The sequence below is a fragment of the Streptococcus suis genome, assembly GCF_019856455.1.
Classification (GTDB): Bacteria; Bacillota; Bacilli; order Lactobacillales; family Streptococcaceae; genus Streptococcus; species Streptococcus suis_AE.
In genome coordinates, this window is record NZ_CP082205.1 from 952,151 (window position 1) to 973,965 (window position 21,815).

Below are 21,815 nucleotides of genomic sequence, written 5' to 3' on the forward strand. Positions count from 1 at the left end.
GTGTGAAGTTTTCCGTTATTATCCCAGCGTACAATGTTGCTGATTATCTGGAAGAATGTGTGTATAGTGTACTGAATCAGACTTATGAAGAATTTGAAATATTGTTGGTAGATGACGGTTCTACAGATGGTAAAACCTCCAATATATGCGATAAATTAGCAGCTAAAGATGATAGGGTGAAGGTATTTCATCAAACTAATGGTGGGCAATCAATTGCGAGAAATACGGGAATAAAAAATGCTAGTGGTGATTATATTTTATTCCTAGATGGTGATGATTTTTGGACTGATGTGCATTTTTTAGATGAAATCAATAATGAACTACATTCTCATGAGGAAGTGGTAGATGCAGTAATTTATCCATTTTCATACTGGTATGGTAATGCTGATATAAGAGTTCGTGATTTCCCTCAAAAATTACCTAGACATGAAGTTATTACTGATTCTGTTCTACTTGTAGAAACAGGCGCATTGATTGCTCCTGTTTGGAACAAGTGTGTCCACAGAGAACTATTTGCAGATTCTTTGATGTTTCCGGATGGGTTAATGTACGAAGATGGTATTTGGTGTGCAGACCTATTAAAAATAATAACTTGTTGTTGTGTCATTGAAAATTCTAATTATATGTATAGACAAAATAGAGATGGAAGTTTTACTAACAAAATTACACAAAAAAAAGTCTATCATGCCTTTAGAGGAATTGAAGAAAATCTAAAGAATTTTAAACAACTATCGAATGAGAAACAAGAAGCACTTTTGATTTATTTATCAAATTCTTATATTTCCATCTTGCCATTTGTATTTCCATATCTGAATAATTCTGATATAAAAATGTTTGTGAAAAAATTTAGATATTTGCTAAAATATTCACAGAGGGTAGAACTTGTTTCGTTTAGAATCTCAGGTTTAATGACCAGAGTTCTGGGGATATATGTATCAACATTTATTCAAAACAAACTTTTGAAAATTTATAAAAGTAGATAATAATAGAAAGTGATTGGTAACACTGTGAAAAGGTGGATTAGAAATTTCACAACGCGATTATTTATCTTATCAGGTAAATACAAGCTATTGTTTTATATATTAGAGCTTACCAAAAATATTGCAAAGTTTTTCTGGAGAATTCCAAAATATATAAAGCGAACTCTACTAGCTTTGCAACGTGATAAGCAACGTAGAAATAATTATTCAGATATCAAAAATCGTTACTTGATTTACACAATTTATGAACATCAATCGTCTTTACAGGACTATAAAGTAATTTTTTTAGAGGCATTGGCTAAAATTTCTCGAGATGTTTTAATTGTTGTAAATGGTAAACTTCCACAGGCTGATATAAATCGTTTAGCACAATTTGGTAAGGTTTTGGAAAGAGATAATGAGGGCTATGACGTTGCGGCTTTCCGACACGGGATAATACATACTGGAAAAGAGGCGTTACAACAGTATAATCAGCTCATCTTGGTTAATGATACGAATATTGGTCCTTTTAGAGATTTAGAAGAGGTTTTCTCTGAGTTTAATTCCGATCAGCTAGACTTTTGGGGAATTTCCATGGGTGAGGAGCAACTAGACTTTACTGGTTATAACCCTTATGGTAAAATTCCTAAGCACTTACAATCATATTTTGTTGTTATTGAAAATAGCTTGCTTAGGTATGAAGGATTTTATGATTATTGGGAAAAGCTCTCTGATACGGATTCTCGTAATAAGGCAATTGGAAAACATGAAACTGTGTTTGCAAAATATTTTCATGATCGAGGCTTTAAGTATGAAGCATTGATTAAAGACACGAAAGATAGTGCATTGTATATTCATCCGCTTAAATTATTAAAGCAAGGTTGTCCATTAGTTAAGTATTCGGCCTTTAGAAATTATGACAGAGAACAATATTTTTGGCATGGTTTAGAGAGAGAATCTGAGATTCCAGATTTGATGGAGTATATTGCTAAGGAAACAGATTATCCGATTGAAGTGGTGTCTTCTATATTAGAAGATTTTAAAACTAGAGAAAATCAATCTTATATTTTGATTATTGATGGTGTTGAAAATATTATTCCACAATGTACACGTTATCGTGTGTTAAATAAGGCTGAGCAATTGCGAGAACTTGGTTATACAGTTCGAGTGATAAATAATTCTCTTGTACAACTTCAGGATGCACAGTTTGCTAGTCATATTATTATTTATCGTGCTCCATTCAATGATATGCTGAAAGAAATATGTAGGGCGGCACACATAAAGAACAGACCTGTTTATTTTGATATTGATGATTTGGTTTTTGATACAAAATTTACAGATGAACTTGAATTTACCCAAGGTTTGAGCAAGAGAGAGAAAAAAGGCTACGATACAAGTGTTTTAGCTTACAAAAAAATGCTTTCTCTCTGCGACTATGCTATCACATCAACTTCGAAATTGAAAGACGAGCTTGAACAATATAAAAACAAGGTTATCTTGAATCGCAACGTCATGTCTAAAGAATTAGTTGAGCGTAGTTTACAAGTTAAGAAAAATTCGAACGACAATAAAGTTAAAATAGGATATTTCTCAGGGTCAATTACACACAACGAAAATTTTGATTTAATTAGTCAAGCATTGCTACATCTACTTCAAAAGTACCCGCAAGTGGAATTACATATAGTAGGATATTTAGACATTCCGAAACCATTCCAAAAATTCAAAAAACAGATTGTGAGTCATGATTATGTTGATTGGAGAAAGCTTCCGATTTTAATTTCACAAGTTGATATTAACTTGGCGCCGCTTGTAACCACAACCTTTAATGAAGCAAAGTCGGAAATTAAATGGATAGAAGCAGCAGCAGTTAAAGTTGTGACAGTCGCAAGTAATCTTGGAGCATTTGAAGAGATGATTCAAGATGGAGTGACTGGAGTTCTAGCAGATGATAACGAATGGGAAAGTAAATTGGAGAGATTGATTCTTGAACAAGACTTGAGAGAACAAATAGCAGAAAATGCTTTTGAGTTTGTAATGAATCATTGCACTACAGCAAATAGAATTAATGATTTTTTGAAAGAAGAGTTAGTCTAATGAAACGTATTTTGTTTATTTCTCCTACGACTAGTATGGATAATGGTGCGGAGAAGTCTATTTATTATCTAATGAAGCACCTTACTCAATTGGGACACACAGTTATAAATGTTACTCATGCAATAGGAGGGGAACCACAAGATAAGCATGAGCGACTTTATAAAATGATAGGGGTTAAGAATTACTATTTGCCAACCGTCAAGTGGTGGTGGCCGGATGCACCAGGTGGAGGAATTCTTAATAGAGAAGAGGCTACAAGCTACTATCGCCAGAATGTTCAAGACATATCTGAAATTATTGAGCAAAATGAGATAGACTTGGTTATTTCAAATACTGTTAATGTTTTTCAGGGAGCAATTGCTGCCTCATGTCAAAAGGTTCCCCATTTCTGGCTAATTCATGAATTTCCTAAAAATGAGTTTGCTTATTATGCTGATAAAATTGACTTCATAGAAGAGTATTCTTCAGAATTATTTAGTGTGACTGGAGAGTTAAATAATTTTTTAACACCACTATTTAATAAGAGAGTCCATCCGTTTATTTCTTATACTGAACAAGAAACAAAAGATTTAAAAAAAGGCAATCAAGTTAGAATTGTTTCTGTTGGTCGATTAACAGAAGGAAAAAATCAATTAGAACTTATAAAAGCATATAAGACACTAAATAGATTAGATATCGAATTGGTTTTTATTGGAGGATGGGATAGTAAATACAAAGCTATTTGTGATGAATATATCCATGAAAATAAATTACAGAAAAATGTTAAATTTTTAGGTAACTTGGATAATCCTTGGGAAGAAGTCACTGATAGAGATATCTGTGTTTTCCCCTCATCTATGGAAACTTTTGGCTTAGTCTATGTTGAAGCAATCTTAAGAGGGCTTCCAGTAATTCTATCAGATAATTTAGGACATTTGACGGCATTTGAAATATTCTCAGCAGGTCAAATTTATAAATTGGGCGATATAGAAGAGTTGGTGACTAAGTTAGAGCAAGTGATTGAATCTTTTAGAAATTTTTCAGATAGGGCTCGGCTTGATGTGGAACGTTTACGTACTCTATATACACCAGAAGTTGCCTATAAAGAAATACTGAACGGCATCAATCACTTAGAATATACTGGACACCAAAATACAAATTTAAGTCACATAAAAGAGTTATTGACTTTAAATATGCATCCAACAAGATTAGAGCGTTATGCAAGATTGATCAGCAAGATCGCGACAAAAATCAGACATAAACTTCGACTTTGATGGATAATAGGATATCTATGTTAAAATATGTATTATTATAGTTTCTTCAAATGAGTAAGTAGAATCTAAAAAGTTATATAGAATTCTAGTTTTAGAGAGAAAAAATGAAAGTATTAATGATTATCCCTGCCTACAATGAAGAAGAAAGTATCCTTCAAACTGTTCAGGGAATTATAGATTATAGAAATAGTGTGAATTTCCAATTGGATTATGTTGTCATCAATGATGGTTCAACAGATAGCACGAAAGAAATTTTAATTCAAAATAAATTAAATGCTGTTCACCTAGTACAAAATTTAGGCATTGGTGGAGCTGTTCAGACGGGATATAAATATGCCTTGGACAATGACTATGATGTAGCAGTTCAATTTGATGGTGATGGTCAGCATGACATTCGTTCATTAAATAGCTTAATTCAGCCAATCTTAGTTGGTCAGGCTGATATGGTGATTGGCTCACGCTTTGTTGGTGATACTTTGTCGGAATTTCAAACTAGCTTTATGAGACGTTTTGGAATAGGTGTTATTTCAAATATGATTAAATTAACAACTGGAAACCGAATTTGGGATACTACATCAGGTTATCGTTTGGGAAATAGAAAAGTGATTGCACAATTTGCAAAACGATACCCGATTAAATATCCGGAACCGGAATCAACTGTTCATTTACTAAAGCAAAATTTCCAAGTAGTAGAAGCACCGGCAAATATGTTTGAAAGAGCGGGAGGGGTTTCTTCGATTACTCCATTTAAGTCCATCCGCTACATGGTAGAAGTTTGCTCATCAATCTTGATTGCATCATTAATGAAGGAGGGAGAATAATGACCATACAAGCATTAGCTATGTTTCTTGCTTCACTAGGTTTTTTGTATTTTATTTTTAGGAATATTAATAAAAATAAGATCTTATTCGAACATGCCTTTATGTGGATTATTATTGGCTTCGGACTGATTGTTTTTGCGCTCTTTGATGTTATTCCTATTAAATTGGCTTACTTATTCGGGTTTGGTCTGACTTCCAATTTCTTGTTATCTGTGGCAATTTTTGTTCTCTTGGTGATTGGATTTTTGCACAGTATGGCTTTATCTCAACAAAAGCAGCAGATTAAAAATTTAATTCAAGAAGTATCAATGACTAAAAAAAGAATGTCTGAGTTGGAGGAGCATCATGCAGAATAACCATACATTTGTTATCTGTGCTTATGGAGATAGTAAGTATCTAGAAGAATGCATCCATTCGTTAAAGCAGCAAACACTTCAATCACAACTCATCCTATACACTAGTACTCCGAGTGAATATATAGAACAAATTTGCCAAAAGAATGCAATCGTAATGCGTACCGCACAAGGAGGAGGTATTGGAAAAGATTGGAATTTGGCACTCTCTTTTGTAACAACCCCTTATGCTACAATTGCTCATCAAGATGATATTTATTTACCAGACTATTGTGAAAAAATAATGTCTCAGATGACAGAGGAAACGTTGATTGCTTATTCAGATTACCAGGAAGTTAAGGAAGGTGTGGCTATTCCCTTAACTTCAAATTTGAAAATCAAGCAACTCATGTTACGGACAATGGCCATGTTTCCCAAATGGAAGTTTTGGCGGAATAGGGTTTTAGCCTTTGGTAATCCAATTTCTTGTCCAGCTGTGACCTATAATTTGAAGAAACTGAATGATTTCAAGTTTAATGAAGAAATGAAAGTTTCTCTTGATTGGTTTGCTTGGTATCAGATTGCACAAAAAAATGGTAGCTTTACCTTTGTAGACGAGGGTTTGATGTATCATCGTATCCATGAGGAGTCTGAGACGACAAATAGCATTGAAAACAATATTCGTACAAAAGAAGACTATGAAATGTATTTGTTGTTCTGGCCAGAGTTTATTGCCAAATTTCTCTTGAGATACTATGTTAAGAGTCAAGAAACGAATGGAGGAAACAATGGGGAGAAATAAAATAGAAGGAAATACACGAACTCGCAAACGAACACGTTGTCGCTTTATTAATATATATATATATATATATATATATTAATAAATGTATCTTTATTCATGTGTTTACTGGTTGGCTACAAGCATTTTTCTTTGTTGCGAGACGGTTATATTCCATTGAATACGGTTTTAGAAAAACAATCATTTAAAAAAACTTCTGCTGGGCAGTATGAGAAAAAAATCGGTGATTTATCATACTCCTTGCTGATTGATACAGATAAAAACAGAGTGACAAAAGCAGGTTATCAATTTGATATTAGCAATAATATTCAACATTTTTTATGGATGGACTATCTGTCAGCAGATAAGATTGAGGAAATATTCAATTTGCAAGTCTCTCTTAATGGAATTTTTGTGGATGTTCAAAATATTGAATTTTCACAACATCAGTGGATAGAAAAATTTCCAAATCTTATTGCTCATGCTGGTGGTACTTATCGTGAAAAGTCCTACAATACTTTTTATACGAACTCTTTAGAAGCGTTACAACAAAACTATTCTATGGGTCACCGAGTATTTGAAATGGATTTCTATTTAACTAGTGATGGGAAGATGGCAGCTGTCCACGATTGGGACCAATTCGGCTATATGAATGGTGTAGCTTTGAGCTCAGATGAATGGAAAAATTTTCAAACTTTTGGATCACCAGTCACTGATTCACGTTTTACAACGATGCTTATTGGTGATGTGTTAGATCAAATGCTGATTAATAAGGATATGTTCTTAGTGACGGATACTAAATCTTTTGAAGTTTCAGAAGAAGAGGTAATCCATCAGCTTACTGAAATTTATAATGAAGCAATGAAACGAAGCCCTGAATTACTAAGTCGTATTATCCCACAAATTTACAATCAAACGATGTATACTACCCTAAAAAAAGTTTATGATTTCTCGAATGTTATCTACACGCTATATGCCTCGCCCGATAGTCCGGAACAGGTTATTGAATTTGTGGCTAATAATCCATCTATTAAAGTGGTTACTATTCCTTTGAATCATGGTGGATATTTTAATTCAGAATTTTTTAATAACCTTCATGCTTTAGATAAAAAAATCTATACCCACACCATTCACACATATGATGAATTGACGAAATACTCTGCGCTTGGAATTGATGGTTTTTATACCGGTCTATTATTGCCAAGTGATATGGAGAGATTATCGAGTTTGAGGTAATCGTTATTATTACTAATGACACTATTTTAATCATATCATCAAAAAATATTTCAAAAGCATTTCAGAAGTTTTACAAACAAACTAATATTGTCGTGTAAATGTAATAAAAATTTCAAAAGATAGAGGTTTTCATAGGAAAATCTCTTTTTTTGTGCTAGAATAATAGATGGAGGTCCGATATGATCAAAATTTTTGGTAAAATTCGTTACCATTGGCAACCGGATTTATCATGGGCCATTATTTACTGGTCACTTACCTTCACGCCTATTTTCATTGGTATGACACTTTTATTGGAAAAGTTGAGAGTTTCAAGATTATTTATCTTACTTCTCTCTCTCTTTGCTGTATTAGTAGTGCTTGGATTACATCGCTATTTCGAGATAAAAGAAAAGCATTTACGGATTGCTTCGGCTAATCCTTTTGCAGTACAGAAAATTGAAATTGCTACCATAGAAAAAATTGAAGTTTCTTATCTAGCCATTCGCATATTTTCACAAGCATTTCCCAATGGGCAGGTGTATCACATGCGCAAATGGCCGAAAAAATACTTTATTAACCATTTAGCTATTCATAATTGCTTCAAGGGTGAGATTGAATTAATAGACCATTTAATAAAACAGGATTATTTTGAAGAGTATTATACAAAAAAAGCCAAATCAATCCGCTGAAATGGCTTTTGTAGGACAGGATTTGATGGCTTTGAGAATATCTGGATTGGGTTCAATCGTTTTCTCAAATTGTGAGTCGTCTGAAAAAACAACGATACCGTCGTCATCATAATCGAATATAGATGAATAGGTTTGGCAGAGCCCGCAGGCAATGCACCGTTCAGGAATAAGTTTTATTTTCATATTAGTATTGTAATCATATTTTAATAAAAATACAAGGAGTTTTCTCGATAATGTCACAAGAGCCATGGAATGAAGAAGTTTATCAAACAGAAACAGTTAGTCGAAAAGAACGTTTAAACAAGGGAGTAGCAAGTACAACAGTATTTACAGTCTTGGCAATTATTTTCTTTGTTATCGTACTGATTATTGGTATCACTGCTATCTATTTGTCGGTTGGAGGAAGTAAAACAGATTCAACTAAAGAATTTTATAATCCAAGCTCCGCGGCAGTTGTAGCAGAAAGTTCAACTTCAGTTGCAGAAACACAGGAGTCTACTTCTACTGATGCGACAGAAACAACGGAAACAAGTTCCAGTCTAGCAGAAGCTACGGATGGCTCTACCCTTACTGTTCAAGCAGGTGAAGGTGTTGGGCAATTAGCCGCACGTGGCGGGATTTCAATTGCTGAGCTAGAGCGATTAAATCCAGAGAAAATGACCACAGGGTCTTGGCTTGCGCATCCAGGTGATGTAGTCCGTATTAGATAAAGAGGAGTTATGAAATCAATTCAAATTGCAATTGACGGTCCAGCTTCAAGTGGGAAGTCAACGGTTGCTAAAATTATTGCTAAAAATTTTGGATATACTTACTTAGATACAGGAGCTATGTATCGCTCGGCTACCTATCTAGCCTTGACAAACGGTATAGAGGTCACAGATCAAAATAGAATCGTGGCCTTGCTTGCTCAGTATCCTATTCGATTTGGGCGTGATGAAAATGGCCAACAATTAGTTTTTGTAGGTGATGAAGATGTCACTTTACCAATTCGTGATAACCAAGTAACAAATAATGTATCGGCAGTAGCAGCACTTCCTCTAGTACGGGAAGAATTGGTACGCTTGCAACAGGAAATTGCCCAGGCTGGTGGCATTGTTATGGATGGTCGCGATATTGGAACAGTTGTTTTACCACAGGCAGAACTCAAAATATTCCTTATTGCCTCTGTTGAAGAGCGTGCCCTCCGTCGATTTAAGGAAAATACGGAACGTGGCATTGAGACCGATTTGGAATCTCTAAAGCAGGAAATTGCGGCTCGTGACTATAAAGATTCCCATCGAGAAGTTTCTCCTTTAAAGGCATCGGACGATGCCATTACCTTTGATACAACAGGAGTATCCATCGAAGGTGTAGTGAAATTTATTTCCGAAAAAGCGAAAGAAATTCTTGACAAGTAGTTTTAGATATGTTAGAATAGTCATATTGAGAAAAGCAGAAGTGAGAGCTTCTCGCCTTGCGACTAACGTTGTCTGGCTCTACGGATTAAGATTTCTTCGGAAAGAATAATGGTGTAGTGCGGACTTGTGTAGCAAGTCCGTTTCGTTTTTCTCGAAAAATATAAAATGAGGTGAAAAGCCATAGCAAAGCAAGATTTGTTCATCAATGATGAAATTCGAGTGCGTGAAGTTCGTCTTATCGGTCTTGAGGGTGAACAGTTGGGAATCAAACCGCTCAATGAGGCTCAGGCCATTGCTGATAGCGCCAATGTGGATTTAGTATTGATTCAACCACAAGCTAAACCACCAGTAGCGAAAATTATGGACTACGGTAAGTTCAAATTTGAATATCAGAAGAAACAGAAAGAACAACGCAAAAAACAAAGTGTTGTCACTGTAAAAGAAGTGCGTTTAAGTCCAGTTATTGATAAAGGGGACTTCGAGACAAAACTTCGTCATGCCCGTAAATTCCTTGAAAAAGGAAATAAGGTTAAGGTTTCGATCCGTTTCAAGGGTCGTATGATTACCCACAAAGAAGTTGGAGCGAAAGTATTAGCTGAGTTCGCTGAAGCAACCCAAGATATTGCCATTATCGAACAACGCGCTAAGATGGACGGACGTCAAATGTTTATGCAATTGGCCCCAACTTCAGATAAAAAATAAGCTTTTTAAGCAAAAGGAGAATTAACATGCCAAAACAAAAAACTCACCGCGCATCAGCTAAACGTTTCAAACGTACAGGTTCTGGTGGATTGAAACGCTTCCGCGCTTATACTTCACACCGTTTCCACGGTAAAACTAAAAAACAACGTCGTCACCTTCGTAAAGCAGGTATGGTACATTCAGGTGACTTCAAGCGTATCAAGTCAATGCTTACTCAAATGCGCTAAGCACTGATATAGCACTACTTATTATTTGAATTATTTGGAGGAAAATTAAATGGCACGTGTTAAAGGTGGCGTTGTTTCTCGTAAACGCCGTAAACGTATTTTAAAATTAGCTAAAGGTTACTATGGAGCTAAACATCTCTTGTTCCGCACTGCGAAAGAACAAGTAATGAACTCTTACTACTATGCATACCGTGACCGCCGTCAGAAAAAACGTGATTTCCGTAAATTGTGGATCACTCGTATCAACGCGGCTGCTCGCATGAACGGTTTGTCATACTCACAATTGATGCACGGTTTGAAATTGGCAGAAATCGAAGTAAACCGCAAAATGCTTGCTGACTTGGCAGTGAATGATGCAGCAGCTTTCACAGCTCTTGCAGATGCTGCTAAAGCAAAACTTGCTAAATAAGTATATAAAATAAAGAGTTTGGTCTGTGTACCCAATGTCATTAAGTTAACTAACCTATCACATTTTGTGGTGGGTTAGTTTTTATGTTACACTAAAAATAAAAGGGGAAAAGTCATGCTAGATCAGATTAAAGCTCATTTACTTGATAGTATTAACGACATCGTTTCTAGTGCCACTCAGTTTGTGCTTCATCCTGAAAAAGATTTTAGTCGGCAAAGTCAGCTAACTATGAAAACCATGATTCAAGCCATACTGACCATGGGAGGCAATACCTTATCTAAAGAGTTACTTGACTTACATTTACCAGTTACCCAATCTGCCTTTGTTCAACGACGGTATCAGATTAAACACCAAGCTTTTAAAACACTTTTTAGGGATATTACTTCTAAAATTCCAATCTCTGATAATCTCCCTATCCTGGCTGTTGATGGCAGTGATGTGATTCTACCAAGAAATCGTTTTGATAAAACGACCTCTTTTCAAACTGGACCACATCACACTCCTTATAATCTTATTCATATCAATGCTCTCTACAATCTTGAACAAGAGATATATCATGATTTACGGATCCAAGATAATCGAGAGGTTGATGAACGTGCAGCTTTTATTGACATGATGAAGAACTCTTCTTTCAAACAAGCTCTGGTAATAATGGATAGGGGGTATGAATCCTACAATGTCATGGCTCACTGCCAAGAAAGAAATTGGTCCTATATTATTCGTATTCGCGATGGAAATAATTCTATGAAAAAGAGTTTTCATCTCCCTGATACCCCTTGTTTTGATGAGGCATTTGACCTAAACATCTGTCGCAAACAAACCAATGACATGAAAGAACTGTATCGAGACTTCCCTAATCAGTATCATTTTTTACCTCATAATGCTTCCTTTGACTTTTTGCCAAATTCTAGTCGAAAAAGCGACCCACTTCAGTTTTACGAACTTCATTTTCGGATGGTGCGCTTCGAAATCAAGCCAGGTTTCTTTGAAACTTTGGTGACAAACACCGATTATTCTCCAGAAAAATTATACTGTTCAAAAAACAAAAACTAACGTATAATAGATTTATGAAACTTACTATCGAACAAACAAACGAATTAAAAACTTATTTGAAAGATAAAACCTATTCCCCATTTCATAGACGACTTCAAGTAATCCTATTCAGAGCAGAAGGGCTTAGTTATAAGGAAATCACTAACCTTATCGGCTATTCAAAGTATACAATCTGGTCCTTACAAGGCAAGTATGAGCTTGGTGGGATTTCAGCTCTAGTAAGAGAAACGCGAGGTGGACGGAACCGTCAATATTTAACCCTTCAAGAAGAGGAAGCATTTCTAAAAGAACAGTTAACAGCTTCACTAAATGGCGAATTTGTGACCATAAACTCTCTCTACGAAACTTATCAGAAACGGGTTGGACACCCTACGACCAAGGAAGGATTCTATGCCCTTCTGAAACGCCATGGTTGGCGCAAAGTGACGCCAAGACCAGAACACCCTAAAAAAGCAGACGCCGAAACGATTCTAGCGTCTAAAAATAAAATCTTCATTCACGAAAATAGGAAAGCGCTTCAAGAATAGTCGTCGCTATCATAAAGTCAGACTAATGTATCAAGATGAGGCGGGTTTCGGTCGGATTAGTAAAATTGGAAAGGCCTGGGCACCAAAAGGGGTGAGACCGCATGTACATAGCCACTATATTCGTGAGTATCGCTATTGCTATGGTGCTATTGATGCCCATACAGGAGAGTCCTTCTTCATTATCGCTGGGGGTTGCAATACAGATTGGATGAATGTTTTTCTCAAACAACTATCTGAAGCTTATCCTGACGATTATATTTTATTAGTGATGGACAATGCCGTTTGGCATAAATCAAGTACCTTAGAGAAACCACATAATATTGGTTTTGAGTTTATTCCTCCCTATACTCCTGAAATGAATCCAATTGAACAAGTTTGGGCTGAGATTCGAAAGAGAGGGTTTAAGAATAAAGCTTTTAAAACACTAGATGATGTGATAAACAAGCTTCAAGAAGTGATACGAGAGTTAGATTGGTCTATTTTAAAACCAATTGTTAGTAGACGATGGTTAAAAAACACTTGATTGGTTTGTTTTTGATTTTTGTTGAGTATTAAAAGATCTCTATGCCTACAGATGGGGCATAGAGACCAGTTTTCGTGACCTAAAATACAGTATCGGTCTAACTCATTTTCATGCAAAAAAGAAGGAAGGGATTCTCCAAGAAATCTACGCTCGCTTTATCAATTTTAATGTTTGTAAATGGCTAACCTCACACGTTGCTATTAAAACATCAAAGTTAAAACAGACTTATAAAATTTGTTTTTCAGACGCTGTTTATGCCTGTCGAAAATTTCTTAGAGAAGAACTTACTTCCTTCCAATTGGAAACCTACATTGCCAAACATTTATCCATCATCCGACCCAATCGAACGTTCCAAAGAAAGATAAAAAGCAAGGCACCTGTAAGCTTCACTTATAGAGTAACATAATAGTTGAAAAATAGGGTTAAAAAACATCCTTTTTGTGCGCCCTAAATACAAAAACTATTCCCGTTTTGTCATGAACTGCTCAGACGAGAATAGTTCCTTTAATTGTTTAAATGCTTAACTTAATGACATTGGTCTGTGTACCAAGCTCTTTTTTTATTTTAATTCGCTCAGAGCTTGCTAAATTTCAATATGAATGATATAATTAACCAGTAAATTAAAAAGTCGACAAATTTTATTTTATAAAGTAAATGGATATGGCGATGGCATTCTACAATGGTAGAATCCATTTATCATGTCAATAATATAAATATAATAGTAAGTAAGGAGAGAAACATAGATATGAAACAAGGTAAGACTTTTCTTTATGTAGCAGGAGTATCGCTTATTTGTGCTGTAGCATTGGTAACATATCAAGTGTCAAATTATAAAGAGCAATCGAGCCATCAAAAAATAACAAGTATAGAAACATCGCAATCAAAGCAATCAAGAGAGATTCCTTCAGATCCGAAAAAGGAAGTTCCAGGGATTGATAAGGCGACAGATGATGGTTTTTTACTCACTGATGAGTCACAAATTGAGGAAAAAACTGATTTAGGAATTATTGTCAATCATGGTGATCATAAGCATTTTTTCTTTTACTCAGATTTAAAGAATACAAAATGGGCTTATTTAATTCCTGAAAACTATCAAGAAAAAAACCATTCTTCTCAACCTAAGAGAAATCAATTATCGTCAGGCTCGAAACAGACCGAAGATGAATACGTTTTTGATCCTAAAGATATTGTTGCAGAGGATGCAAATGGCTATACTGTGCGGCATGGGGATCATTATCACTATATTTTAAAATCAAGCTTAGGTGGTATGACACACAGGCAATTGACCTCTGATAGTCGTCAATCGTCAACCCTTCCTGTCGTTCATCAACAGGAAGGGATTCCGGGGATTGATTTTCAAACGAGTGATGGTTTCTTGTTTGATGGGCAAAATATCAGCGGTGTAACAGAAACTGGGATTCTAGTAAGGCATGGGAAACATTTGCATCTTATTCATTTTGAAACATTGAAAAAGAGTAAATGGTCTTATCTTGTAAATCAGTATAAACCAAATGTTGAATCGGATAAGAAGTCACAACCTGAGGTAGAAAATGCTGAGTATCAAACTAAATTGGACTACTTAGCAAAAGAACTAAATTTAGAGCCGTCACGTCTTAAGAAAGTCATCGTTGACGGTCAAATTGGATTAGAGTATCCGCATGGAGATCACACACACATTGTTTTATTAAAGGAAATTGATACAAGGAAGCCGTTTGAAAGTCCAGAGGATCGTATTCTTAAGCAAAAGGATGGAGAAACTCTTGAACAGAGAAAAGAACGTCTCATTAAGCAGTACATGGAGCGTTTTAAAGTCAAGCGTGAGGACATTACAATTGACGGGAACTATATGAGTGTACGCCATGGGGACCATGCGCACGTTTATAAAATTGATCCTAGTTTGCCAGATGATCCTGAGCGTGATGTTAAGACCGAAACGGTAAATCTTGCTATTGAGAAACAATCGGTATATGGGCCTTTTTATACAGAAGGTTCAACAGAAAATTTAACACGTAATGGTGTCCATCAAAAGTATCATCCAGAAGGGCTTCAGGATATTAAAAATTTCATTCTAGTAACATTCAGTACAAATAGTGATTTTGGTGATTTTGTCGTTAATGGTAAAAAAACGAAGAGAGTTTATTATTTGGTTCGTAAAGATTTAAATTGGGAGGATTTGAACATCGCCTATCCGCAGACCCTTCAACAAAAGGGACGCGTCTTTAATGGTTGGAATGCTACTTTGCCAAAGTCTGGCAAGATGGCAAGAGAACATCAGAGTTTTTATGCTGATTTTGATAATGTTTATCGTAAGCCGACAAAAAATATTTACACTCCAAGTGATGATGTTTCAAATATTGATCTATCAGACTATGTACCTGTTAAATATAGTGCGATAGCCAATGGTCGTTTAAAATTAAATGGTGAGATTCGAGCAGGGTTCATATACTTTGTGAAATCTGACTTAACTTGGAAACAAGCTAAGGAGCAGGGGCTTATTGTACCAGAACCGGTTCCAAGTAAAGATTATGAATTCATCGAGTTTAGGACAGTTATTACCGGTGGAGAAAAAGATACAGATTATGTTAGTGCCACAACGAGCTTGGCAGCATTTGGGACAACAGCTCCTCGTATAGGGCCATATATTGCCGAAAATACGGATAATCCAACGGACATCAATGATCCAAGTAGACATCCAAATTACTATTGGCATGATCCAAAGAATTATGTAGCTCTTGCATTTCGAGCAGGTGACGGCGGTCAACTTCAGACCCATTTGGGAACTAGTAAAACAGTTGTTTACCTTGTTAGAAAAGGGTTAACATTGAACCAAGCTGGAATTTTTCCGCCGTCTTTGAAGAGTGATACAGGTTATAAACGAGATTATACAAAACCTGTTATTCCAAATGTAGCATGGGACACACCTATTTTGGAAGATACTGTCTACGATATTCATTTCGATAAAGTTGAAAGTGATAGCAAAGATGGGACAGTTGAGCCAGGTGATACTTGGTTGCCTGGAAATCCATTGCCGAATACTCCAGATGTCCCTAATGGAGAAGAGGATGCAGATGGCTGGTTAGATGATTTGTTGACACCTAGTTCAGAAGTAGAAACTGTAACAGGCATTGAAACTACAACAGAAGATACAAAAGCAACTGAAAGTAGTACTGTTGCACCCATAGATGTCCCTAAGAATCCATCAGCAGGGGAAGAGTCTAGCGAGGATTCTATATTTCCTTGATGCAATAGATATGAGTGATTTGAAATAGTGGTCTAATGCTCTTCGAAAATCAAAATCAGACGTTGTTGACTTGATTTGATGAGTGAAAGGCTCCAGTTGAGCCTTTCAGCCTGTTACCTTGAAACAAAATAGTAACAGGGTTCTATCTGCTAAGTAGAAACGAACTACGTTCGCTCTATCTCCAACCTCCAAAGGTTCCCCAAACCTTTGGAGCTAGCCTGTTTTTGATTTTCATTGAGTATAAAAAGGCTTAGAATCAATGTAGTAACTGATATGATTCTAAGCCTTTTAGTGTATTACTGCGAATTTGAACTGGTACTTGTTGAGCTAGTACCAGTATTTGGTGTGCTAGTAGCAGTTGTACTACCGTGAAGTTCTAGGTAGCTTGGTGCTTTAAATAGTCCAATTGTTGACTTATTGCCGTTTTTACTATACAAACTTGTCGATTGTGTACCAAGTTTATTCTCCAGAGCAATCTCGGCAGCCAATGAGTCAATGTAGTTATATTGACTTGAATCCAAGGCTGGCAATCCATTGTCGAAGAAACGCATAAGATCACCAGTTTGAATGGCATCGCTAGTCGCCAGTTGTGCTGCGGTAGCTTCTTTAATTGCATCAATTTCTTTCTGAGTTGTCTCATCTGGATTTGTAATTTCAAGACCAGTTTCTGTATAGTAGATTTTACCTTCGTAGCTAGTGTATTTTGGTGTGATAAAACTGCCAGCGGTTCGAAGAGCCACGATTTGGCTGTGTTGGCTGGAAAGTAGGTCTTGACCAACTTGAAGATAGTTATCGGATTTGATTCCTAAAAGATGTTCGAGAGTAGGAAGTGCATCAATCTCACCACCGTAGGTATCAAAAATCCCACCGTTGGTCATTCCAGGTACAACAATCATATATGGAACACGTTGCATCATGGCATTGTCAAAATCTGACCAAGTCTGAGAATTTTTTCCAATCAACGGTGCCAAGTCAGGATTGCGTGAATTAGAAATTCCATAGTGATCACCATAGAGGACGATGACGGAGTTTTCGTACAAGCCAGTCGCTTTTAAGTAATCGAAAAATGCCTTTATGGACGCATCGAGATAGTTTGCAGTAGCAAAATAGCCATTAATGGTTTCATCATCTGTATTGGCTAATGGAAAGCCAATCTCATCCCCAATCAAGCTGGTTGTATAGGGGTAGTGGTTGGAAACGGTGATAAATTTGGTATAGAAAGGTTGCTGTAAATGTTCCAGATATTGGATAGAGTCGGCGAACATGATTTTATCATTCAGACCGTATTGGAATGAATTTTCAGCAGTGGCTTTAGAGAAATAGGATTGATCAAAGAAGTAATTGTAACCCCATTGTTTATAGGTGTTGTTCCTATTCCAGAAACTGGCTGCATTTCCGTGGAATACAGCAGATGTATAGCCACCATTTTGAGAGAGAATATATGGTGCGGCTTGCTGGGTATTGCTTCCGCCATATTGGACCATGAAAGAGCCTTGATTGAGTCCAAAAAGGGAGGTTTCAATCATAGTTTCGGCATCAGAGGTTTTACCTGCCTTCACTTGGTTGAAGAAATTAGAAAAGGCGAGAGTAGAGTTAGAATGATACAGAGAATTGAGGAAAGGTGTGACTTCGTATTCGACACCGTTGACGTTCAACTTATAGTCAATAACAAATTGTTGTAAGCTTTCTAGGTGGAGATAGATAACATTTCGTCCTTTGGCAATACCGAAGTAGTTGTCATTCGGCTGAGCATAATGTTCTGTAATATATTGTTTTACAGGCTCCAAATCTGTAGCTGTTGCTCCAGAGCGATCCTTATGGGCATTGTAGGTTTGATTAGCATTGTAGCCAAGGAAAGCTGGTAACCCAAGGGCTCTGACGATATAAGTATTAGAAAATCCTCTCGTAAGTAGCTCAGGTCTATCAATTTCTGCTAAAAAGAGATTGATAGAGAATAATAATACTGAAAAGGCTGTGATGGCAAAGCTAGATTTTTTATGAAATGGAGTTTTGTCCCAGTGAAATGCCTTACGGTAGACTAAGAAACCAAAAGCTATAAAATCAAGAAAATAGACAATATCCCATAGCCTAAATAACTTAAGAGCTGCTTCTCCTAATCCAGCAGATACGCTAGGGGTAGCCATCATGGTAGAAATGGAGATATAATCGGAAAATTCTCTATAATAGACTGCATTTGAAAAGAGCCAGGCGAAAAGAACAATATAAATGGTCATCGCTACACTATAGAATGCCTTCGTATTCTTTATATAAAGCGAGAGGCCAAGCAATAAAATTCCTACTGGTAGAGGATTCATAATAGCGATAAAATTTTGGAAAAATCCTTGGGTATCTAAATTAAAATCAATATAGTAGGCCCAGAGTGTTTTGAGCCAGTAAATGATTAGCAAAATCAAGACGAAGCCAAGTCGAGTTTGTCCGATCTTCTTGACGTAGTCAATTAGTTTTTTCACAATAAAACCTCATGGTCCTTTCTAAAAGCTTAGTTCATTATACCATAATTTTAAAATAAGCCTCAAAGTTTAGAGTTTTTTTGGCATAGTATGAAGAAACATGTTATAATAATTCTATGAAAATAAAGGTAAACCGTATTGCAGAACAGAAAATAAACAGAGGGATTCAACTCTTGGATAGCGCTGATTTTTCAGGTTTTTCGTTTGATGAAGACAGGCTGGCTGTTTTGTATTCAGAGTCTGGAAGCTATTTGGGCCAGGCTTATTTATCCAAACAGAATAAGGGAATAGGCTGGCTGTTTAGTAGAAGCAATCAAGATTTGACCATGAATTTCTTTGTTAAATTATTCGTGGATGCTAAACAGAAACGTCAACATTTTTATCAATCTGAGATGACGAACGCTTTTCGTTTATTTAATCAAGATGGAGATAGTTTTGGTGGAATGACGGTTGACTTGTATGATGAATACGCAGTTTTTTCATGGTATAATACCTTTATTTATTCTGTCAAAGAGATGATTGTTGCTGCCTTTCAACAGGTATTTCCAGAAGTAAGAGGAGCTTATGAGAAGATTCGTCTTAAAGGTTTAGCCTTTGAGTCTGCTCATCTTTATGGAGAAGAAGCCCCTGAGTATTTCACTGTGTTGGAAAATGGAGTTCACTATCAGGTCTTTATGAATGATGGACTGATGACGGGAATCTTTTTGGATCAGCATGAGGTACGTGGTTCCTTGGTGGATGGCCTGGCGGCAGGCAAGTCACTTTTGAACATGTTTTCGTACACGGCAGCATTTTCTATTGCTGCTGCCATGGGCGGAGCAGGGGAAACGACTTCTGTTGACTTAGCCAAACGCTCGCGAGAACTTTCTAAAGCTCACTTTAAGGTTAATAGTTTAGACTTAGATAATCATCACTTTGTGGTAATGGATGTATTTGAATATTTCAAATATGCCAAACGTAAAGGCTTGACTTATGATGTGATTGTCTTGGATCCGCCAAGCTTTGCACGAAATAAGAAACAAACCTTTTCAGTAGCCAAAGATTATCACAAGTTGATTTCTCAATCTTTGGAAATACTAAATACAGGTGGAACTATTATCGCTTCGACCAACGCCGCAAATGTTTCTGTTGAAAAATTTAAGAGGCAGATTGAAAAAGGTTTTGGTGTTAGAAAACACCGTTATGAGGCAAGTTACCGCTTGCCGGCCGATTTTGTAATCAATAAAAATGATGAAAGTAGTAATTACCTAAAGGTCTTTACGATACAGGTAGATAAATGAAAATAGTAGTTCCTATTATGCCTAGAAATCTGGAAGAGGTAGAGGCCATTGATGTAGAACGTCTAGCAGAGGCAGATATTGTTGAATGGCGAGCAGACTACCTTCCGAAAGATGATATTTTAAGAGTAGCACCTGCTATATTTGAAAAATGTAATGGTAAGGAAGTGGTTTTCACTATTCGGACAACACGTGAAGGTGGCCACTTGGATTTGGACGATCAAGAATATGTCAATTTAATCAAAGAAGTTGCAGCGCTTTATCAGCCAGATTATATTGATTTTGAATATTATTCTTATAAGTCGGTTTTTGAGCAGATGTTGGAGTTTCCAAATCTTGTGTTGAGTTATCATAATTTTGAGGAAACACCGTCTAATTATATGGAAATCATGTCTGAACTAACTAGCCTGTCACCAGCTGTTGTTAAAATGGCTGTAATGGCTAAGACAGAGCAGGATGTCCTAGATGTTATGAATTATACTCGTGGTTTTAAATCGCTGAACACCGAGCAGACATTTGCGACAATCGCTATGGGTGAACTAGGGAAGTTAACGCGTATTGCTGGTGTGATTACAGGATCCTGCTGGACTTTTGCCAGCTTAGATGAAACATCTGCACCTGGACAGATGTCTTTAGGCAATACTCGTAAGTTTTTGGAAATTTTGGAGAATTAAGTATGCGTTATTTAACAGCTGGTGAGTCTCATGGACCACGTCTAACAGCCATTATTGAGGGAGTTCCAGCTGGTCTTCCTTTAACAGCTGAGGATATTAATGAAGATTTAAAACGTCGCCAGGGGGGATACGGTCGTGGTAGTCGGATGCAGATTGAAACAGATCGCGTAGAGATTACGGCTGGTGTTCGTCACGGTAAGACAACAGGTGCCCCGATTACATTGAATGTGACCAATAAAGACCATCAAAAATGGTTGGATATTATGGCGGTTGAGGACATCGAAGAGAAGCTCAAAAGTAAGCGTCGTATCAAACATCCACGACCAGGACATGCTGACCTAGTTGGTGGTATGAAGTATCGCTTTGATGATTTGCGTAATTCCTTGGAGCGTTCTAGTGCGCGTGAGACAACTATGCGTGTGGCTGTTGGTGCGGTTGCCAAACGGATTTTGGCTGAGTTGGATATTGAAATTGCTAACCATGTAGTCGTTTTCGGAGGGAAGGAAATTGATGTCCCAGATGGTTTAAGCGTAGCAGAAATCAAAGAGCGTGCAGCCCAGTCAGAAGTATCCATTGTCAACCAAGAGCGTGAAGAAGAAATCAAAGCCTATATCGATCAAATCAAACGAGATGGAGATACTATTGGCGGAGTGATTGAGACTGTTGTTGGAGGAGTTCCAGCTGGCTTGGGGTCATATGTGCAATGGGATAAAAAGTTAGATGCAAAATTAGCGCAGGCTGTTGTTTCAATCAATGCTTTTAAGGGAGTAGAATTTGGGGTAGGCTTTCAAGCTGGTTATCTCAAAGGGAGCCAAGTCATGGACGAAATTCTCTGGTCCCAAGAAAAAGGATATACACGCCGAACCAATAATCTAGGTGGTTTCGAAGGTGGTATGACCAATGGCGAGGCCCTAATCATTCGTGGTGTTATGAAACCAATTCCGACCCTCTATAAGCCATTGATGTCTGTTGACATTGACACCCATGAGCCTTATAAAGCTACTGTGGAGCGTTCAGATCCAACGGCTCTCCCAGCAGCTGGTGTAGTCATGGAATCAGTCGTAGCTACAACTCTAGCGACAGAAATCCTAGAGAAGTTCTCTTCCGATAATATGGAGGAATTGAAAGCTGCGGTAGCCAGTCATCGCGACTATGTCAAAAATTTCTAGGTAA

19 protein-coding genes, 3 pseudogenes and 1 other annotated feature are annotated in these 21,815 nt (G+C 36.8%); of the genes and pseudogenes, 20 read left to right on the forward strand and 2 right to left on the reverse strand.

What is annotated here, in order from left to right; translation table 11 throughout:
* Positions 1-2: 2 nt before the first annotated feature.
* The 8 genes from K6969_RS04715 to K6969_RS04750 all read left to right on the forward strand — a co-directional run bounded on the left by K6969_RS04715 (position 3) and on the right by K6969_RS04750 (position 8,141).
* Positions 3-983, forward strand: a complete 981-nt coding sequence (locus tag K6969_RS04715; RefSeq protein ID WP_029174378.1) for a glycosyltransferase family 2 protein — start codon at positions 3-5, stop codon at positions 981-983.
* A gap of 9 nt (positions 984-992) precedes the next feature.
* On the forward strand, positions 993-3,053 hold the full coding sequence (locus K6969_RS04720) for a rhamnan synthesis F family protein (protein WP_029174379.1): 2,061 nt from the start codon (positions 993-995) through the stop codon (positions 3,051-3,053).
* On the forward strand, positions 3,053-4,306 hold the full coding sequence (locus tag K6969_RS04725; protein WP_171942771.1) for a glycosyltransferase family 4 protein: 1,254 nt from the start codon (positions 3,053-3,055) through the stop codon (positions 4,304-4,306). Before K6969_RS04720 ends, K6969_RS04725 begins: the two co-directional genes overlap by 1 nt.
* A 104-nt stretch (positions 4,307-4,410) precedes the next feature.
* Positions 4,411-5,127 (forward strand): glycosyltransferase family 2 protein, encoded by a 717-nt coding sequence (locus K6969_RS04730; protein ID WP_024375707.1) that lies wholly within the window; start codon positions 4,411-4,413, stop codon positions 5,125-5,127.
* The gene (locus K6969_RS04735) at positions 5,127-5,483 is read left to right on the forward strand and encodes a DUF2304 domain-containing protein (protein WP_171942770.1); all 357 of its coding nucleotides are present in this window, start codon (positions 5,127-5,129) and stop codon (positions 5,481-5,483) included. The genes K6969_RS04730 and K6969_RS04735 overlap by 1 nt, the downstream gene beginning before the upstream one ends.
* Complete coding sequence (locus K6969_RS04740; protein ID WP_099780225.1) at positions 5,473-6,261, forward strand: glycosyltransferase family 2 protein; 789 nt, start codon at positions 5,473-5,475, stop codon at positions 6,259-6,261. The genes K6969_RS04735 and K6969_RS04740 overlap by 11 nt, the downstream gene beginning before the upstream one ends.
* A gap of 96 nt (positions 6,262-6,357) precedes the next feature.
* Positions 6,358-7,473 (forward strand): glycerophosphodiester phosphodiesterase family protein, encoded by a 1,116-nt coding sequence (locus tag K6969_RS04745; protein WP_029177963.1) that lies wholly within the window; start codon positions 6,358-6,360, stop codon positions 7,471-7,473.
* 179 nt (positions 7,474-7,652) lie between these two features.
* Positions 7,653-8,141, forward strand: coding sequence for an EbsA family protein (locus K6969_RS04750; RefSeq protein WP_029174384.1), 489 nt, complete (start codon positions 7,653-7,655; stop codon positions 8,139-8,141).
* On the opposite strand, the gene K6969_RS04755 is transcribed toward K6969_RS04750, so the two are convergent.
* Positions 8,130-8,324 carry a ferredoxin gene (locus tag K6969_RS04755; protein WP_014637747.1) on the reverse strand — a complete coding sequence of 65 codons (195 nt, stop codon included), beginning with the start codon at positions 8,322-8,324 and terminating at the stop codon, positions 8,130-8,132. The two genes, K6969_RS04750 and K6969_RS04755, sit on opposite strands and share 12 nt — an antisense overlap.
* Before the next feature lie 50 nt (positions 8,325-8,374).
* On the opposite strand from K6969_RS04755, the gene K6969_RS04760 reads away from it, so the two are divergent.
* The 9 genes and pseudogenes from K6969_RS04760 to K6969_RS04800 all read left to right on the forward strand — a co-directional run bounded on the left by K6969_RS04760 (position 8,375) and on the right by K6969_RS04800 (position 16,220).
* Complete coding sequence (locus K6969_RS04760; RefSeq protein ID WP_024407378.1) at positions 8,375-8,851, forward strand: SAG1386/EF1546 family surface-associated protein; 477 nt, start codon at positions 8,375-8,377, stop codon at positions 8,849-8,851.
* 9 nt (positions 8,852-8,860) lie between these two features.
* Positions 8,861-9,538 (forward strand): (d)CMP kinase, encoded by a 678-nt coding sequence (gene cmk / locus K6969_RS04765; RefSeq protein WP_029174385.1) that lies wholly within the window; start codon positions 8,861-8,863, stop codon positions 9,536-9,538.
* A 26-nt stretch (positions 9,539-9,564) separates the two neighbouring features.
* Positions 9,565-9,693: a sequence feature (ribosomal protein L20 leader region), on the forward strand.
* Between the two features lie 40 nt (positions 9,694-9,733).
* Positions 9,734-10,240 (forward strand): translation initiation factor IF-3, encoded by a 507-nt coding sequence (infC, locus tag K6969_RS04770; RefSeq protein ID WP_074415973.1) that lies wholly within the window; start codon positions 9,734-9,736, stop codon positions 10,238-10,240.
* A 26-nt stretch (positions 10,241-10,266) separates the two neighbouring features.
* Positions 10,267-10,467, forward strand: coding sequence for a 50S ribosomal protein L35 (gene rpmI / locus K6969_RS04775; RefSeq protein WP_002940607.1), 201 nt, complete (start codon positions 10,267-10,269; stop codon positions 10,465-10,467).
* 49 nt (positions 10,468-10,516) lie between these two features.
* Positions 10,517-10,876 (forward strand): 50S ribosomal protein L20, encoded by a 360-nt coding sequence (rplT, locus tag K6969_RS04780; protein ID WP_012028296.1) that lies wholly within the window; start codon positions 10,517-10,519, stop codon positions 10,874-10,876.
* 114 nt (positions 10,877-10,990) lie between these two features.
* A pseudogene (locus K6969_RS04785) lies at positions 10,991-11,905 on the forward strand (IS4 family transposase); the annotation flags it as partial.
* 215 nt (positions 11,906-12,120) lie between these two features.
* Positions 12,121-12,979 (forward strand): annotated as a pseudogene (locus K6969_RS04790) (IS630 family transposase); the annotation flags it as partial.
* Between the two features lie 28 nt (positions 12,980-13,007).
* Positions 13,008-13,385 (forward strand): annotated as a pseudogene (locus tag K6969_RS04795) (transposase); the annotation flags it as partial.
* Between the two features lie 339 nt (positions 13,386-13,724).
* Complete coding sequence (locus tag K6969_RS04800) at positions 13,725-16,220, forward strand: pneumococcal-type histidine triad protein (protein ID WP_171943111.1); 2,496 nt, start codon at positions 13,725-13,727, stop codon at positions 16,218-16,220.
* Between the two features lie 296 nt (positions 16,221-16,516).
* Here the strand turns inward: K6969_RS04800 and K6969_RS04805 are convergent, their stop codons facing one another.
* On the reverse strand, positions 16,517-18,691 hold the full coding sequence (locus tag K6969_RS04805) for an LTA synthase family protein (protein WP_171943112.1): 2,175 nt from the start codon (positions 18,689-18,691) through the stop codon (positions 16,517-16,519).
* 116 nt (positions 18,692-18,807) lie between these two features.
* On the opposite strand from K6969_RS04805, the gene K6969_RS04810 reads away from it, so the two are divergent.
* Genes K6969_RS04810 through aroC form a run of 3 tightly spaced genes read left to right on the forward strand, consistent with a single transcriptional unit; the run spans position 18,808 to position 21,811 of the window.
* Positions 18,808-19,971, forward strand: coding sequence for a class I SAM-dependent rRNA methyltransferase (locus tag K6969_RS04810; protein WP_171943113.1), 1,164 nt, complete (start codon positions 18,808-18,810; stop codon positions 19,969-19,971).
* On the forward strand, positions 19,968-20,642 hold the full coding sequence (gene aroD / locus K6969_RS04815) for a type I 3-dehydroquinate dehydratase (RefSeq protein WP_002940621.1): 675 nt from the start codon (positions 19,968-19,970) through the stop codon (positions 20,640-20,642). Before K6969_RS04810 ends, aroD begins: the two co-directional genes overlap by 4 nt.
* Before the next feature lie 2 nt (positions 20,643-20,644).
* Positions 20,645-21,811 (forward strand): chorismate synthase, encoded by a 1,167-nt coding sequence (gene aroC / locus K6969_RS04820; RefSeq protein WP_002940623.1) that lies wholly within the window; start codon positions 20,645-20,647, stop codon positions 21,809-21,811.
* The last annotated feature ends 4 nt before the right edge of the window (positions 21,812-21,815 follow it).

Excerpts from the sequence above, each read along its gene's own strand:
- K6969_RS04755 (WP_014637747.1), bottom strand. The coding sequence starts at position 8,324 with ATGAAAATAAAACTTATTCCTGAACGGTGCATTGCCTGCGGGCTCTGC.
- K6969_RS04730 (WP_024375707.1), top strand. The coding sequence starts at position 4,411 with ATGAAAGTATTAATGATTATCCCTGCCTACAATGAAGAAGAAAGTATC.
- aroC (WP_002940623.1), top strand. The coding sequence starts at position 20,645 with ATGCGTTATTTAACAGCTGGTGAGTCTCATGGACCACGTCTAACAGCC.
- K6969_RS04725 (WP_171942771.1), top strand. The coding sequence starts at position 3,053 with ATGAAACGTATTTTGTTTATTTCTCCTACGACTAGTATGGATAATGGT.
- K6969_RS04735 (WP_171942770.1), top strand. The coding sequence starts at position 5,127 with ATGACCATACAAGCATTAGCTATGTTTCTTGCTTCACTAGGTTTTTTG.
- K6969_RS04745 (WP_029177963.1), top strand. The coding sequence starts at position 6,358 with ATGTGTTTACTGGTTGGCTACAAGCATTTTTCTTTGTTGCGAGACGGT.
- K6969_RS04740 (WP_099780225.1), top strand. The coding sequence starts at position 5,473 with ATGCAGAATAACCATACATTTGTTATCTGTGCTTATGGAGATAGTAAG.
- K6969_RS04750 (WP_029174384.1), top strand. The coding sequence starts at position 7,653 with ATGATCAAAATTTTTGGTAAAATTCGTTACCATTGGCAACCGGATTTA.
- K6969_RS04800 (WP_171943111.1), top strand. The coding sequence starts at position 13,725 with ATGAAACAAGGTAAGACTTTTCTTTATGTAGCAGGAGTATCGCTTATT.
- aroD (WP_002940621.1), top strand. The coding sequence starts at position 19,968 with ATGAAAATAGTAGTTCCTATTATGCCTAGAAATCTGGAAGAGGTAGAG.
- rplT (WP_012028296.1), top strand. The coding sequence starts at position 10,517 with ATGGCACGTGTTAAAGGTGGCGTTGTTTCTCGTAAACGCCGTAAACGT.
- rpmI (WP_002940607.1), top strand. The coding sequence starts at position 10,267 with ATGCCAAAACAAAAAACTCACCGCGCATCAGCTAAACGTTTCAAACGT.
- K6969_RS04760 (WP_024407378.1), top strand. The coding sequence starts at position 8,375 with ATGTCACAAGAGCCATGGAATGAAGAAGTTTATCAAACAGAAACAGTT.
- cmk (WP_029174385.1), top strand. The coding sequence starts at position 8,861 with ATGAAATCAATTCAAATTGCAATTGACGGTCCAGCTTCAAGTGGGAAG.
- K6969_RS04810 (WP_171943113.1), top strand. The coding sequence starts at position 18,808 with ATGAAAATAAAGGTAAACCGTATTGCAGAACAGAAAATAAACAGAGGG.